Below are 13,634 nucleotides of genomic sequence, written 5' to 3' on the forward strand. Positions count from 1 at the left end.
CCAGCCCGGTCGCGAGGCGAGGCGCAACATACGGGCGGCCCCCACCCCTGTCAAGCCTGGGTGGATCGCGATCAAACGCTTGCGCTGCAACGAAAATCCAGCCCTGCGGCGTTACGCGCTCTGGCGCAGTTCGGCGGCGCGCTGAAGGTCGACGGAGACCAGCTGCGAGACTCCGCGCTCGGCCATGGTGACGCCAAAGAGGCGGTCCATCCGCGCCATGGTCAGGCGGTGATGGGTGATGACCAGGAACCGGGTGGTGGTGACCCGCGCCAGCTCTTCGACCAGGTCGCAGAAGCGGTCCACATTGGCGTCGTCGAGCGGGGCGTCCACCTCGTCCAGCACACAGATCGGCGCCGGATTGGTGAGAAACACGCCGAACAGCAGCGCCAGCGCGGTCAAAGCCTGCTCGCCGCCCGAGAGCAGCGACATGACCTGCAGCTTCTTGCCGGGCGGACTCGCCATGATCTCGAGCCCGGCTTCCAGCGGGTCTTCGGCCTCGGTCAGCGCCAGATGGGCGCGGCCGCCGCCGAAAAGGCGGGTGAAAAGCTGCTGGAAATGGCCGTTCACCACCTCGAACGCGGCGAGAAGGCGCTCGCGGCCCTCGCGATTGAGGCTGGCGATGCCCTGGCGCAGCCGGGCGATGGCCGAGACCAGGTCGTTGCGCTCGTTCTGCATGCCGCTGATCTGGGTTTCCAGCTCTTCGGCTTCCGATTCGGCGCGCAGATTGACCGGTCCGATATTCTCGCGCTCGCGCGTCAACCGCTGGATCCGCGTCTCGACCGCCTCGCGATCGGGCAGCTCGGCGCCTTCGTCGAGTTCGGCCAGGGCCAGCGCGTCCGCGGGGGCGACTTCCAGGCGCTCCTGCGAGCGCTCGATCACCAGGGCACCGGACTGCTCGGCCTGGGCCACCAGCCCCTCGGTGCGGACCCGGTTCTCGCGGGCCTGGCCCAGCTCATGCTCGGCGGCCTTGAGGGCGCGGTCATAGTCGGCAAGCCTGGTCTCGGCTTCGGCCAGCCGGTCGGCGGCGGCCTGGCGGGCCGATGTCGCGCCGGCGATCTCGTCCAGCAGCCGCTGGCGCTGCTCGGCCAGCTCGGCCGGGCGGCGGGCGAGGCGCTCGATCTCTTCGCCGATCTCGGCCAGACGCTGTTGATAAGTCTCGAGCTGGCGCTGGGCGGCTTCGCTGCGCTGGGTCCAGGAAGTGCGCTCGCGCGTGACCGTGCTCTGCCGCTCGGCGCGGATCGCGGCCTCGCGCTTCAGCCGCTCGACCGCGCCGCGCCGCTCGATCAGCTGGCCGCGTTCCTCGGCCAGGCGCGGCTTCAGCTCGGCGACCCGCTCGCGGGCCCCGCCCAGATCGGGGAGGGCCGCCTGATCCGCTTCGGCCTGCTGGCGCTGCGCGTCGGTCTCGGCACGCTCGGCGGCCACTTCCTCGGCGGTGCGCTTCAGCACCGTGAGCCGCGAGACCGCTTCGGCCAGGCGCTGCTGCACCTGGGCCAGCGCGGACCGGGCCTGGTCGACCGCCTGATAGGTCTGGCGGCCGGCGGCACGGGCCGCCTCGGCCTCGGCCGCAGCGGCGCTGCGGGCCTCGGTTGCCCGGGTCAGGGTGCTCTGCGCTTGCTCCAATGTCGCCGTGGCGCCTTCGAGCTCGCGCTTCACCTCGTTCAGGCGGTTGCGCTGCTTGAGACGCACCGCCGCCGGGCTGGGCGCGCCGGTCGCGACCGTATAGCCGTCCCAGCGCCACATGGCGCCGTCCTTGGAGACCAGGCGCTGGCCCTGGCCGATCTGATCGGCCAGGGCGCGGCCCGTGGCTTCGCTGTCGACCACACCGATCTGGTGCAGCCGGCGCAACAGCACCGGCGAGCCGGTGACGAAGCGCGACAGCGGCTCGGCGCCGGCCGGGAGATCGGGCCGATCGGGGCGTTCGCTGACCGACTGCCAGTGAACGGGCGCCGCCAGGTCGGTCGAGGCGGTGAGATCGTCGCCCAGCGCCGCGCCCAGCGCCGCTTCATAGCCGGGCTCGACCTGCAGCTGGTCGATCAAGGGCGGCTGGCTCGAGGATTCGGTGCCGACGAAAAGTTCGCCCAGGGTCGAGGCCTCGGCTGCCAGCTTGGCATGGGCGCTCTGCGCCGCCTGCTGGCCGGCGCGGGCCTCGGTCTCGGCCGCCTCCGCGGCGGTCAAAGCCTGCTCGGCCTCGCCGCGCCGGGTCTCGGCCGCCGCCAGATTGTCCTCCGTCTCGGCCAAGCGGTGCTTGGCCGCCACCAGCTCCAGATCCTGCTCGGTCTCGGCCGTGAGCCGCTCGCGCTCGATCCGCGTCGCCTCGGCGCGCTGGTCGAGACGGCGCAACCGCTCGCCCAGCTCGGCCAGCCTGCGGACCAGCGCCGAATGGCGCGCTTCGCCCTCGGCGATCGTTTGCGTCAATTGCGCCAGCTCGGTCTCGGTGGTCTCGACCTGGGCCTGGCTGTCATTGGCCTGGCGCTGGGCCTCGGCGAGCGCGTCGCCTTCGCGGGCGCTGGCCTCGGTCAGTTGCGCTTCTTCCTCGGCCAACCGCGCCTGTGCCGCAGCGGCGTCCTCGAGCAAGGCCTGCTCGCGGCCGATATCGCCCTCGACCTGCTGGCGCCGGCGCTCGGCCTCGGTCTGCTGCTGCTGAACCCGCTGCTCTTCCTGCTCGAGGGCACCGCGCGCCAAGGTCAGGCGCTGCAGGGCAGCGGCCGCTTCGGCCTCGCTCTGGCGCAGGCCCGGCAGCACCGAGGCGCCATCGGCCTGCTCGCGCGCGGCGATGGCGGCGGCTTCGGTCGCGCTGGCGACGGCGCTCTCGGCCTCGGCCAGGGCCTGGCGCGCGGCTTCGATGCGGGCCTGGGACTCGGTCCATTGCAGATGGATCAGCACCGCCTCGGCCTTGCGCAGCTGGTCGGCGATGGTGCGATAGCGCTGCGCCTGGCGGGCCTGCTTCTTCAGGGTCTGGAACTGGGCCTCGAGCGTGACGATCACATCCTCGAGGCGCGCGAGATTGGCTTCGGCCGCGCGCAGGCGCAGCTCGGCCTCGTGCCGGCGCGAATGGAGGCCGGTGATGCCGGCCGCTTCCTCGAGCAGCGCGCGGCGCTCGGTCGGCTTGGCGCTGATGATGGCGCCGACGCGGCCCTGGCTCACCATGGCGGTCGAATGGGCGCCGGTCGCGGCGTCGGCGAAGAGGAGCTGCACGTCGCGCGCCCGCACTTCCGAGCCGTTGACGCGGTAATGCGAGCCGACGCCTCGATCGATGCGCCGGCTGATCTCGAGCGCCTCGTTGCCGTTGAACTGCGAGGGCACGTTGCGATCGGCATTGTCGAGCGAAAGCACGACCTCGGCGACGTTGCGCGCCGGCCTGCCGGTATTGCCGGCGAAGATCACGTCGTCCATCTCGCCGCCGCGCATGCGCTTGGCCGAGGTCTCGCCCATCACCCAGCGCAGCGCCTCGACCAGGTTCGACTTGCCGCAGCCATTGGGGCCGACGATGCCGGTCATGCCGGGCTCGATCGGCATCTCCGTCGAATCGACGAAAGACTTGAAACCGACGAGCTTGAGTTTGGTGAAGTGAACCAAGCCGGACTCCGGAAAATCAGCCGAGCGGATGCGGAAGCGGGAGGGAGCGGGCCGGGAACGGCCGGGGCGGCGTCCGCATCAAGGCTGGAGCTCCTTGAACACCTTCTCGAAATCTTCGTAAGGCACCGCACCCTGGATCTTGCGGCCATTCACGAAGAAGGTCGGGGTCGATTCGACGCCGAACTTGTCCTGGCCTTCCTGGGCGCGGGAAATGATGCGCTCGGAGATCGTCTTGTCGTCCAGGCAGGCCTGGAACTTGGTCTGGTCGATGCCGGCGCCGGCCGCGATCTTCGCGAGCGCGTCGAGCGGCTTGTCGCCATGGGCCCAGTCGCCCTGCTCCTTGAAGAGCAGCGAGACCATCGGAAAATAGGTGACGGGCGAGACGCATTCGGTGAGCTCGGCGGCTTTCAGCGCCGGCTGGTCGAGCGGATAGCTGCGGAACACCAGCCTCACCTTGCCGGTGTCGATGTAGTTGGCCTTGATCTGCGGCAGGATGTCGTTGTGGAAATGGGCGCAATGCGGACAGGTGAGCGAGGCGTACTCGATCATGGTGATCGGCGCGTCCTTCGAGCCCAGCGCATGGTCGTCGTCATAGAGCGGGATCTGGACCGTGGCGCCCGGCGCCGAGTTCGGATCGGAGGCGGCGGCCAGCTTCTGGCGGTCCTGATATTCGTAGAAGCCGACGCCGGCGACAGCGATCACGACGACGATCAGCGCGACAATCCAATATTTGCGCAATTCCCTGGTCCTTCGTGCGGGCCTCGTTGCAGCGACCCTTGGCGGGCGGCCCTTTGTCATCAGGCCGTCATGGAGGACGGCCGCGGCCAAGTTAGACCGAAGCCGTTCGGGCGCTCAAGCGAACGTCCCTGTGGAAAATGTGCACATGCGCCAGCGACGGCGCGGGCCGCGCTAGATGGCAGGATTCTCGTGGCCGCGCAATCCCTTCGCGAAGGGCCGCGGGCAGGCTTGCCGATCGGCCATGCGGCGGAATTCCTCGCTCCGCCATGGCGTGGAGCTTGATTCGCCGTCCAATGGTGCGGATCGGGAAAGACTCGGGCGGGCGCGCCTGCGGCGAAGGCGCACAAGTGAATCCGCGGCAGGATATCGAAAATGCGTCAGGAATCGAAACCGTCAGCGCTTGGCGGGCTTCTTCGCCTGCGCCGCCAGCGTACTGCCGAGTCGAGCGAGCGACTGGCGCAGCCCCTCGTCGGCGATCCCGGCCACGCTCAGATCGATGGCGGCGGTCTCGGCCGGCGCCAGCAGGGCCGGCTTGGGTTCGGCCAGACGCCGGCGCACCGGCTTGGGCAGGGGCCCGCGCTCGAGCCGAAGCCGCGCCACCGCGCCATAGCCCAGATAGGCGTTGATGCGCTCGATCAGCTGCGGCTCCAGATGCTGCAGCTCGAGCGCGATGGCGCCGGCCACGCGCAGATGGAGCGTGCCCTCGCGCCGCTCGCGGCCGGCGAAGGCGAGCTTGATCGGCAGGGTGGAGTCGGCGATCTGGTCGCCCACGATCGCGGTCCAGTCCGTCACCAGCCCGCCTTCGGCCAGGCCCCGCTTGCCGAGCGCTTTGCCGGCGATCCGGGGCAGGGACGCGGCCAGGGCCTGCATCCGCCCCTTGCGCGGCGCGTCCTCGATCGTGGGTTTTGCGGCGTCGGTGTCGTCGGCCATGGCGCCTGAGGGAGGTGAGATCGGTCTCGGCGCGGGCCCGCTCTTGCGCGAGCCCGGGCCGCCGCCGCAGTGTAGCCCCTCGCCATGCCCCGCGACCATGCTTCCGCACGTCCGAGCCAGGATCCCAGCGCCGAGCGCCGTGTCGCGCCGGCGCTGCTGGCCTGGTATGACCGGCATCGCCGCGAGCTGCCCTGGCGCGCGAGGGCGGGCGAAACGCCGAATCCCTATCGCGTCTGGCTGAGCGAGGTGATGCTGCAGCAGACCACAGTGGTGACGGTCGGGCCTTATTATGCGCGCTTCTTGGAGCGCTGGCCGACGGTCGAGGCCCTCGCGGCGGCCCAGCTCGACGAAGTGCTGCATGCCTGGCAGGGGCTGGGATATTACGCCCGGGCGCGCAATCTCCACCGCTGCGCCAAGGCCGTCGCGGCCGAGCATGGCGGGCGCTTCCCCTCGAGCGAGGAAGGTCTGCTGACGCTGCCGGGGATCGGCGGCTATACCGCCGCCGCGGTGGCGGCGATTGCCTTCGGTGCCAAGGCGACACCGGTCGACGGGAATATCGAGCGCGTGGTGGCGCGGCTGTTCGCGGTCGAGACGCCGCTGCCGGCGGCCAAGCCCGAACTGAAACGGCTCGCGGGCCAGCTCACGCCGGAAACCCGTGCCGGCGATTTCGCGCAAGCCATGATGGATCTGGGTGCCACGGTCTGCCGGCCCAAGGCGCCGCTCTGCCTCACCTGTCCGCTGACGCGGCTCTGCGCGGCGAGGGCGCAAGGGATCGCCCAGACTCTGCCGCGCCGCAGCCCGAAACGCGCCCGGCCGCAGAAACATGGCGTGGTGTTCTGGATCCGGCGGCCCGACGGCGCCGTGCTGATGCAGCGGCGCGCGGAGGAAGGATTGCTGGGCGGATTGATGGAATTTCCCTCGACCGGCTGGCGCGAGGCCGCCTGGAACGCCAAGGAAGCGATCAAATCGGCGCCCGTCGAAGCTGAATGGCACGCGCTGCCGGGCGTGGTCCAGCATGGCTTCACCCATTTCGATATCGATCTGACGCTGCTGGTGGGCGACGTGCCGGCGCGCACGAAGCTCGACGGTGTTTGGGTCAAGCCGACGGACTTCGGCGGTCAGGCGCTGCCGACCCTGATGACGAAAGTCGCGCGCCATGCGTTGGGGGTCCTGGCGGGCGAGGGGGCCGCGCCGGTTAAAGCGCGCAAGACCGCCAAAAAGAAAATGGCCTCATCCTGACCTGTCGGCAGGATGAGGCCATCCAGTACACCCCTAGTCACTTTTTACAGTCCTAGACACGTCTCTCGCCGCTTGGCGCGCGGCGACCCTGCCGGTCGGGAGGGCGTTGGCGCGCCCGTCCCGCCGGATCAGCTCATGAAAGCTCGGCGCGCAGGCGCTGGCGCAGGAAGTCGATCGGCACCAGCTTGCCTTCCATCCGCATGCACCAGAACTGCCAGCCATTGCAGGCGGGCGCACCTTGCACGGCGGCACCCACCTGGTGGATCGAGCCGCGATGGTCGGCCGAGATCAGCGTGCCGTCGGCGCGCACCTTGGCGGTCCATTGATTGTTCGGGCTGACCAGCAGGTCGCCTGGATGCAGGAGGCCGCGCTCGACCAGCCAGCCGAAGGGGATCCGCGGCTCCTCGCGCTTGGAGGGTGTCGCCATCAGCGACACATCCTCGACGGGGCGCACCTTTGAGAGGCGCTTGCGGGCGACTTCGACATAGGCGCGCTCGCGCTCGATGCCGATGTAATGCCGGCCCAGCCGCTTGGCGACGACGCCGGTCGTCCCGGTGCCGAAAAAGGGATCGAGCACCACGGCGCCGGGCCTGGTCGCCGCCAGGATCACCCGGTGCAGCAGCGCTTCCGGCTTCTGCGTCGGGTGCGCCTTGTTGCCGTTCTCGTCCTTGATCCGCTCGCCGCCATTGCAGATCGGCAGCAGCCAGTCGCTGCGCATCTGCAGGTCGTCGTTCAGCGACTTCATCGCATCGTAATTGAAGCAATAGCGGGCATCGGCGTCCTTGGCGCACCAGATCATGGTCTCGTGCGCGTTGGTGAAGCGCCGGCCGCGGAAGTTCGGCATCGGGTTGGTCTTGCGCCAGACCACGTCGTTCAGGATCCAGAAGCCCAGATCCTGGAGCGAGGCGCCGACGCGGAAGATGTTGTGGTAGCTGCCGATCACCCAGATGGTGCCGTCCGGTTTCAGTATCCGGCGCGCGGCCTTGAGCCAGTCGGCGGTGAAGCGGTCATAGGTCGCGAAATCCGCGAACTTGTCCCAGGCTTCCTCGACGCCGTCGACCTTGCTGTTGTTCGGCCGGTGCAGATCGCCCTGGAGCTGCAGGTTGTAGGGCGGATCGGCGAAGATCATGTCGACGCTCTCGGGCGGCAGCGTGTTCATCACCCGGATCGAATCGCCCTCGACGATGCGATCGAGCGACGGCGCCGCGACCGGCTCCAGTTCCGCCGTGGCCGCATCATTCCCCGCGGCACGACCCTTGATCGTGCGGCTACCCTTGGTCATCGACGTCCCCCAAACCCTTCCCAAAATCTGGGTCGAGCATGGAGTCGCCGAGTCCGGCGGTCAAGAGTCTTCTTGTTGATTCAATCGCTTAAAAGAGAAAGCTGAGAAATTGGACTAAAGCTGCGACGATGTTCGGGGGTAGCCCCAAGATGTAGTAGGGCAGTGCGGTGCTCAGGCGTGGCGTAGCCTGCATTATGCGCCCAGCCATAGCCCGGATAGCGCCGGTCGAGCTCCGCCATATGCCGGTCGCGCGCGACTTTGGCCAGGATCGAGGCGGCGGCAATCGAGAGCGAAAGCCCGTCCCCGCCGATGACGGCGCGGGCCGGGCAGGCAAGCTGCGGGGGCAGCTTGTCGCCATCGATCAGCGCGTAGGCGGGCGCCACCGCGAGGCCCATGACCGCGCGCGTCATGGCGAGCAGGCTCGCCTGGAGAATATTGATGCGGTCGATCTCCTCGACGCTGGCCTGCGCCACCGCCGACGTCACGGCATTGGCCAGGATCCAGCCCGACAGTTCCTCGCGCGTCTCGGCGTTCAGCTTCTTGGAATCGTCGATCGCGCGGGCGATCTTCCGCGGCGTGCGCTCCCTGTCGAGGATGACGGCGGCCGCGAAGACCGGCCCCGCCAAGGGGCCGCGCCCCGCCTCGTCTATGCCGGCGACGGGCGACAAGGCCGCCTCGATCTCCAGTTTGAAATGTGGCATCGCCGTCGAATCGCTCCCCGCTGCCCGATGCGGCTGCCAGAATGTCGCCATGACCGGGGAAGCGCAACGAGATCGACTTCTCAGCCTCATCGCGACCGATGAAGCGGCGATGGCGGTGCTGCGTCTGGTCCGTTCGCTCGGGCTCCCGGACTGGGCGATCGGCGCCGGCTTTCTGCGCAACCGGCTGTGGGACGAACTCACCGGTGCTGCGACCTGCTCGCCCGCCGACGATATCGATCTGCTCTATTTCGACGCGGGCGATCCCGAGGGCCGTGGCGAAGCGGCGATCGAAGCGCGGCTGGCGCAAGCGCGTCCCGATCTCATCTGGCAGGCGCGCAACCAGGCCCGCATGCATCTGAAGAATGGCGATCCACCCTATGCCGGCACGGCGGACGCCATTCGCTATTGGTTGGAAACCTGTACGGCGATCGCGGTACGGCTCGAGCCGGATGATCGCATGTCCTTGATTGCGCCCTATGGGCTCGACGATCTCTTCGCCCTGGTCTGCCGCCCGACGCCGGCGGGCCTTCACCGAGCCGAGGCCTATCGCGCGCGCGTGACCGTCAAGGCTTGGCATCGCCGCTGGCCGGAGTGCCGGATCGAATAGAGCTTTAGCTTGAACGGCGGCCGCCAGGATCGTCCGCGACGTCCGGCGACTCTTCGCCGTCCTGCTCGATATGGGCGCTGTAGACGCTGGCATCCTGCCCGCCGCGGTCGCTGACGAAGATGAGACCCATCAGCACCATCGTCAGCGCGACCGTCACCAGCGTGCCGATGAAGAGCGCGGCGATGCCATTGCCGCTGAGGCCGAGATCCGCGACCGACACGAACAGGATCAGCCCGACGACCACGAGGGCGAGCACGCCGGCGCAGATGGCGACATAAGTGCGGAGCCATCCCATCGAGGTCTCCTCATCCGCCACGCGACGTCAAGGCGGGGTGCCCAGGGCGTCTCGAGGCGGTCCGGCTGCCTTTATGGGCGCTGGCTGTCGCCCGCGTCTATCACATTACCACCGTGATCGCCGGCTCCGCCGATGCATCCGAGGTCCGCCAGGGCAGCGCCTCTTCCAGCATGCCCTCAGCGATCTCGCGCTCGCCCATGATGGTCAGGCTGGCGCCATGCTTGGTCAGATGCTCGACCTCGGCGTCGGAATGGGCGCGGGCGATGATCTTGAGATTGGGATTGGCGGCGCGCGCCTGGGCCACGATCTGACCCGCCTCGAAGGCCTGCGGGATGGCGACGAAGAGGACGCGCGCCTGTCCCGGATTGGCGGCCTTCAGCACCTCGGGATTCGAGGCATTGCCCATGATGATGTCGCCGCCGTCGCGCCGCGCCGCCTCGGCCAGCTCCGGGATCTCCTCGATCACCAGGAAGGGCCAATGGGCGGCGCCGAGCCCGGCACCCACCAGGCTGCCGACGCGGCCATAGCCGATCAGGATCGCATGGTCGGTCAGGTTCGTGACCGGAATGCTCTCGGCCGGGGCGGCATCGGGCGCGCCTGCCGCCTGGGGCCGATGCGGTGCCAGCCGCTCCAGCAGGGCGAAGGCCAGTGGATTGAGCATGATCGAGATGATGGCGCCGGCCAGGATCAGGTCGCGGCCTTCGGTGGGCAGGAGGCCGAGAGCCACGCCGAGCCCCGCCAGGATGAAGGAGAATTCGCCGATCTGGGCCAGACTGGCCGAGATGGTGAGCGCGGTCGAGGTCGGATGGCCGAAGAGGCGCACGATGACATAGGCTGCCAGGGACTTGCCGAACATGATGATGGCGACTGTCGCCAGGAGCGGGAGCGGCTGCTCGATCACGATCTTCGGGTCAAACAGCATGCCGACGGAGACGAAAAACAGCACCGCGAAGGCGTCGCGCAAGGGCAGGGTCTCGTTGGCGGCCTGCTTGCTGAGCTCGGATTCGGCGAGGATCATGCCGGCGAAGAAGGCCCCCAGCGCGAAGGAGACGCCGAAGAGCGTGGCGGCGGCATAAGCGGTACCCAGTGCCAGCGCCAGCACGGCCAGGCGGAAGAGCTCGCGCGAGCCGGTGTGGGCGATGTAGTGCAGGATCCAGGGAATGACGCGCCGCCCCACGATCAGCATGAGGGCGATGAAGGCCGCCACCTTGCCGACGGTGATGCCGAGGACCTTCAGGAGATCGAGGCCGCTCTGCGTTCCACCGGCAGCCCCGTTCCCACCCATGGTCTCTGCCAGTGCCGGCAGCAGGACCAGGGCCACCACCATCGCCAGGTCCTCGACGATGAGCCAGCCCACCGCGATGTGACCTCGCTCGGTATCGAGCAGACGGCGCTCCTGCATGGCGCGCAGCAGCACGACCGTGCTGGCGGTCGAGAGCGCCAGGCCGAGGACAAAGCCTTGCGCCCAGGGCCAGCCGAGCGCGAACGCCAATCCCATGCCCATCAGAGTCGCGACCGCGATCTGCACAACGGCGCCCGGGATCGCGATCCCCTTCACCGAGAGCAGGTCCTTGAGCGAGAAATGCAGGCCGACACCGAACATCAGCAGGATCACGCCGATCTCCGCCAGCTCGTGGGCCAGCGAGGCATCGCCGACAAAACCGGGCGTCGAAGGCCCAGCCACCACGCCCGCCAGCAGATAGCCGACCAGAGGGGAGATGCGCAGGCGCTGTGCGATGGCACCGAAAATGAAGGCGAGCACCAGACCGATGACGATCATGGCGATGAGCGGCGTTTGGTGGGGCATCGGGCTCCTTACGGGGGTCCGAGGGAAAGAAGCCCGCAGTTTCCGCAATCGGAGGCCTTTGCCGCAACCCGTTATCGTCAGCAAGCCGGCCCTATTTGTGCCGCTATCCTCCGGTCATGCGCGCTGCCGCCGCGGCTGTGGAATGTTCTGGAACTTCAGAACAGCTCGAACTGCGGGCGTTCGCCCTTCGGCACCGCGAAGAGATCGCTGCGCAGGCCGATGGCGCCGCCGCCGCGCTTGGCGAGGCCCAGCTTGCGCATGGCGACGCGGTAGCGCTGGCGCAGCAGCTCGGCATAGGGACCGGTGCCGCGCATGCGCGTGCCGAACTTGGCCTGATAGAGATTGCCCTCGCGGGTGTCGCGCACCAGCGACAGCACATGCTCGGCACGGTCGGGCACATGCGCCTCGAGCCATTCGCGGAACAGATCCTTGATCTCGAGCGGCAGGCGCAGCAGCACATAGCCGGCGCGCGTCGCTCCCCTTGCCGTGGCGGCGGCGAGGATCGCCTCCAGCTCCGGATCGTTGAGGGCGGGGATCATCGGCGCCGCCAGCACGCCGGTCGAGATGCCGGCGGCCGCCAGCGCCTCGATCGCGGCCAGCCGGCGCGGCGGCGTGGGCGCGCGCGGCTCGAGCTTGCGCGCCAGATCGGGATCGAGCGTCGTCACCGACACCGTCGCCTCGACCAGCCCGCGCTGCGCCATGCGCGAGAGGATGTCGAGATCGCGCAGGATCAGCGCCGATTTGGTGACGATCGTCACCGGATGGTTGAAGCGCTCGAGCACCTCGAGGATCTGGCGGGTGATGCCGAGCTCGCGCTCGATCGGCTGATAGGGATCGGTGTTGGTGCCGAGTCCGATCGGCGCCGGCCGGTAGGAGGGCTTGGCCAGCTCGCGCGCGAGGATCGCCGCGGCGTCATGCTTGGCGAACAGCCTGGTCTCGAAATCGAGGCCGGGCGACAGGCCGAGATAGGCGTGGGTCGGCCGGGCGAAGCAATAGACGCAGCCATGCTCGCAACCCCGATAGGGGTTGATCGAACGGTCGAAGCCCAGGTCCGGCGATTCGTTCCAGGCGATGACGGTCTTGCTTTTGTCGGGTTGGACTGTGGTCCGCAGGGGTGGGGCCTCGGCTTCGTCGGCCTGGACCGAGCCCCAGCCATCGTCTTCCAGGGGGCGCTCCCCGGGCTCGTAGCGGCCCGGGCGGTTGGAGACAGCGCCACGGCCTTTCCGGGCCTGAGGCGCCAGGATCGTCGGATCGGGGCCCTGAGGGGCATCGGGTTCATTGCGCATGGGGAAAGCCTAGCGAGGGCGATAGAACAAATAAAGAACAAACAATCCACAGAAAATTGTTCAACTGAACGGTTGATTATCATGCCGGATCGAATTAACTTCAACCTTATGGTTGAACAACAGACCGCTGCCCTCGATACCTTGTTCCGCGCCCTGGCCGATCCGACCCGGCGTGCGATGCTGCGCTCGCTGTCCGAAGGCGAGCACAGCGTCGGCGAGCTGGCCGCACCCTTCCGCATGTCGTTCGCGGCCGCCTCGAAGCACGTCAAGGTGTTGGAGCATGCCGGACTGGTGCGGCGCAGGGTGCAGGGCCGCTCGCATCTCTGCCGGCTCGATCCGCAGCCCCTGGCTGCCGCGGACGAGTGGCTGCGTTTCTACGAGCAGTTCTGGCGCAGCAGCCTCGACGCCCTGGCCGAGGCGCTCAGCCGACCCGATCCCGAGACCAATGGAGGCAAGAATGGATGACCATGGCGTCGTCATCGGCAAGGAGACGATCCGCTTCGAGCGGCTGTTGCCGGGACCGATCGAGCGCGTCTGGAGCTACCTGACGGAGTCGGAGAAGCGCGGCAAATGGCTGGCGTCGGGTCCCATGGAGCTCAAGGCCGGCGGCAAGGCGGAATTCCGCTTCGACCATTCGTCGCTCTCGCCGACCAAGGAACCGACGCCCGAGCGCTACAAGGCGAAGGCGGCGGGCGTGACGCTGGAAATCCGCGTGCTGCGCTGCGACCCGCCGCGGCTCCTCGCCATGACCTGGATGGGCACGATCAAGGAAGGCGGCCCGAAGGAGGATTCCGAAGTCACCTTCGAGCTCGAGCCCAAGGGCGACAAGGTAAAGCTCGTCGTGACCCACAGCCGTGTCAGGGACCGCGCGCTGCTCCTCGGGATCGCCGGCGGCTGGCACACCCATCTCGCCATCCTGGCCGACAATCTCGAGGGACGCGTGCCGCGGCCGTTCTGGTCGACCCACGAGAAGCACAATCGCGATTACGCGGAGCGGCTGAAGGGGTTGTGAGCGAGTGAAGAAGAAGCGGGGTCGGACGTCCTGTTGTCTCCTCCCCCGCCTTACGGGGGAGGATTAAGGAGGGGGCTGCGCGGTCGGAGTCATCCCTCTCCCTAACCCTCTCCCGCAAGCGGGAGAGGGGACAATATCTCGATCTCGCTACCCTCTGCTCA

The 13,634-nt window shown here is 68.4% G+C and carries 12 protein-coding genes; 4 read left to right on the forward strand and 8 right to left on the reverse strand.

Going from position 1 to position 13,634, the window contains the following annotated elements; all coding sequences use genetic code 11:
- Nucleotides 1-111: 111 nt before the first annotated feature.
- The 3 genes from FRZ44_RS04095 to FRZ44_RS04105 all read right to left on the reverse strand — a co-directional run bounded on the left by FRZ44_RS04095 (nt 112) and on the right by FRZ44_RS04105 (nt 5,244).
- On the reverse strand, nt 112-3,576 hold the full coding sequence (locus tag FRZ44_RS04095; protein WP_151175974.1) for a chromosome segregation SMC family protein: 3,465 nt from the start codon (nt 3,574-3,576) through the stop codon (nt 112-114).
- Nucleotides 3,577-3,654: 78 nt separating this feature from the next.
- Nucleotides 3,655-4,314 carry a DsbA family protein gene (locus FRZ44_RS04100; protein ID WP_191908404.1) on the reverse strand — a complete coding sequence of 220 codons (660 nt, stop codon included), beginning with the start codon at nt 4,312-4,314 and terminating at the stop codon, nt 3,655-3,657.
- Nucleotides 4,315-4,707: 393 nt separating this feature from the next.
- Complete coding sequence (locus tag FRZ44_RS04105) at nt 4,708-5,244, reverse strand: DUF721 domain-containing protein (protein ID WP_225308541.1); 537 nt, start codon at nt 5,242-5,244, stop codon at nt 4,708-4,710.
- Nucleotides 5,245-5,328: 84 nt separating this feature from the next.
- Here FRZ44_RS04105 and mutY point away from each other — a divergent pair, with 84 nt between their 5' ends.
- Nucleotides 5,329-6,483 (forward strand): A/G-specific adenine glycosylase, encoded by a 1,155-nt coding sequence (gene mutY, locus FRZ44_RS04110; protein WP_151175976.1) that lies wholly within the window; start codon nt 5,329-5,331, stop codon nt 6,481-6,483.
- 133 nt (nt 6,484-6,616) lie between these two features.
- Here the strand turns inward: mutY and FRZ44_RS04115 are convergent, their stop codons facing one another.
- Both FRZ44_RS04115 and FRZ44_RS04120 read right to left on the reverse strand, forming a co-directional pair.
- The gene (locus FRZ44_RS04115) at nt 6,617-7,642 is read right to left on the reverse strand and encodes a site-specific DNA-methyltransferase (RefSeq protein ID WP_225308686.1); all 1,026 of its coding nucleotides are present in this window, start codon (nt 7,640-7,642) and stop codon (nt 6,617-6,619) included.
- Between the two features lie 203 nt (nt 7,643-7,845).
- A complete protein-coding gene (locus FRZ44_RS04120) occupies nt 7,846-8,466 on the reverse strand; it encodes a ribonuclease HII (protein ID WP_151175978.1) in 621 nt (206 codons plus the stop codon).
- Between the two features lie 49 nt (nt 8,467-8,515).
- On the opposite strand from FRZ44_RS04120, the gene FRZ44_RS04125 reads away from it, so the two are divergent.
- Complete coding sequence (locus FRZ44_RS04125) at nt 8,516-9,073, forward strand: nucleotidyltransferase family protein (protein WP_191908405.1); 558 nt, start codon at nt 8,516-8,518, stop codon at nt 9,071-9,073.
- A gap of 4 nt (nt 9,074-9,077) precedes the next feature.
- Here the strand turns inward: FRZ44_RS04125 and FRZ44_RS04130 are convergent, their stop codons facing one another.
- From FRZ44_RS04130 to FRZ44_RS04140, 3 genes are all read right to left on the reverse strand, one after another.
- Nucleotides 9,078-9,368 (reverse strand): hypothetical protein, encoded by a 291-nt coding sequence (locus FRZ44_RS04130; protein WP_151175979.1) that lies wholly within the window; start codon nt 9,366-9,368, stop codon nt 9,078-9,080.
- 100 nt (nt 9,369-9,468) lie between these two features.
- A complete protein-coding gene (gene ybaL / locus FRZ44_RS04135) occupies nt 9,469-11,175 on the reverse strand; it encodes a YbaL family putative K(+) efflux transporter (protein ID WP_151175980.1) in 1,707 nt (568 codons plus the stop codon).
- 155 nt (nt 11,176-11,330) lie between these two features.
- Nucleotides 11,331-12,461, reverse strand: a complete 1,131-nt coding sequence (locus tag FRZ44_RS04140; protein WP_151175981.1) for a PA0069 family radical SAM protein — start codon at nt 12,459-12,461, stop codon at nt 11,331-11,333.
- A gap of 108 nt (nt 12,462-12,569) precedes the next feature.
- Here FRZ44_RS04140 and FRZ44_RS04145 point away from each other — a divergent pair, with 108 nt between their 5' ends.
- Together FRZ44_RS04145 and FRZ44_RS04150 are read left to right on the forward strand one after the other, a co-directional pair.
- On the forward strand, nt 12,570-12,926 hold the full coding sequence (locus FRZ44_RS04145; protein ID WP_151175982.1) for an ArsR/SmtB family transcription factor: 357 nt from the start codon (nt 12,570-12,572) through the stop codon (nt 12,924-12,926).
- A complete protein-coding gene (locus tag FRZ44_RS04150) occupies nt 12,919-13,473 on the forward strand; it encodes an SRPBCC family protein (RefSeq protein WP_151175983.1) in 555 nt (184 codons plus the stop codon). The genes FRZ44_RS04145 and FRZ44_RS04150 overlap by 8 nt, the downstream gene beginning before the upstream one ends.
- Nucleotides 13,474-13,634: the final 161 nt, after the last annotated feature.

The sequence above is a fragment of the Hypericibacter terrae genome (assembly GCF_008728855.1).
In the GTDB taxonomy this organism is placed as follows: domain Bacteria; phylum Pseudomonadota; class Alphaproteobacteria; order Dongiales; family Dongiaceae; genus Hypericibacter; species Hypericibacter terrae.

Excerpts from the sequence above, each read along its gene's own strand:
- FRZ44_RS04105 (WP_225308541.1), bottom strand. The coding sequence starts at position 5,244 with ATGGCCGACGACACCGACGCCGCAAAACCCACGATCGAGGACGCGCCG.
- mutY (WP_151175976.1), top strand. The coding sequence starts at position 5,329 with ATGCCCCGCGACCATGCTTCCGCACGTCCGAGCCAGGATCCCAGCGCC.
- FRZ44_RS04115 (WP_225308686.1), bottom strand. The coding sequence starts at position 7,642 with ATGAACACGCTGCCGCCCGAGAGCGTCGACATGATCTTCGCCGATCCG.
- FRZ44_RS04120 (WP_151175978.1), bottom strand. The coding sequence starts at position 8,466 with ATGCCACATTTCAAACTGGAGATCGAGGCGGCCTTGTCGCCCGTCGCC.
- FRZ44_RS04125 (WP_191908405.1), top strand. The coding sequence starts at position 8,516 with ATGACCGGGGAAGCGCAACGAGATCGACTTCTCAGCCTCATCGCGACC.
- FRZ44_RS04130 (WP_151175979.1), bottom strand. The coding sequence starts at position 9,368 with ATGGGATGGCTCCGCACTTATGTCGCCATCTGCGCCGGCGTGCTCGCC.
- ybaL (WP_151175980.1), bottom strand. The coding sequence starts at position 11,175 with ATGCCCCACCAAACGCCGCTCATCGCCATGATCGTCATCGGTCTGGTG.
- FRZ44_RS04140 (WP_151175981.1), bottom strand. The coding sequence starts at position 12,461 with ATGCGCAATGAACCCGATGCCCCTCAGGGCCCCGATCCGACGATCCTG.
- FRZ44_RS04145 (WP_151175982.1), top strand. The coding sequence starts at position 12,570 with ATGGTTGAACAACAGACCGCTGCCCTCGATACCTTGTTCCGCGCCCTG.
- FRZ44_RS04150 (WP_151175983.1), top strand. The coding sequence starts at position 12,919 with ATGGATGACCATGGCGTCGTCATCGGCAAGGAGACGATCCGCTTCGAG.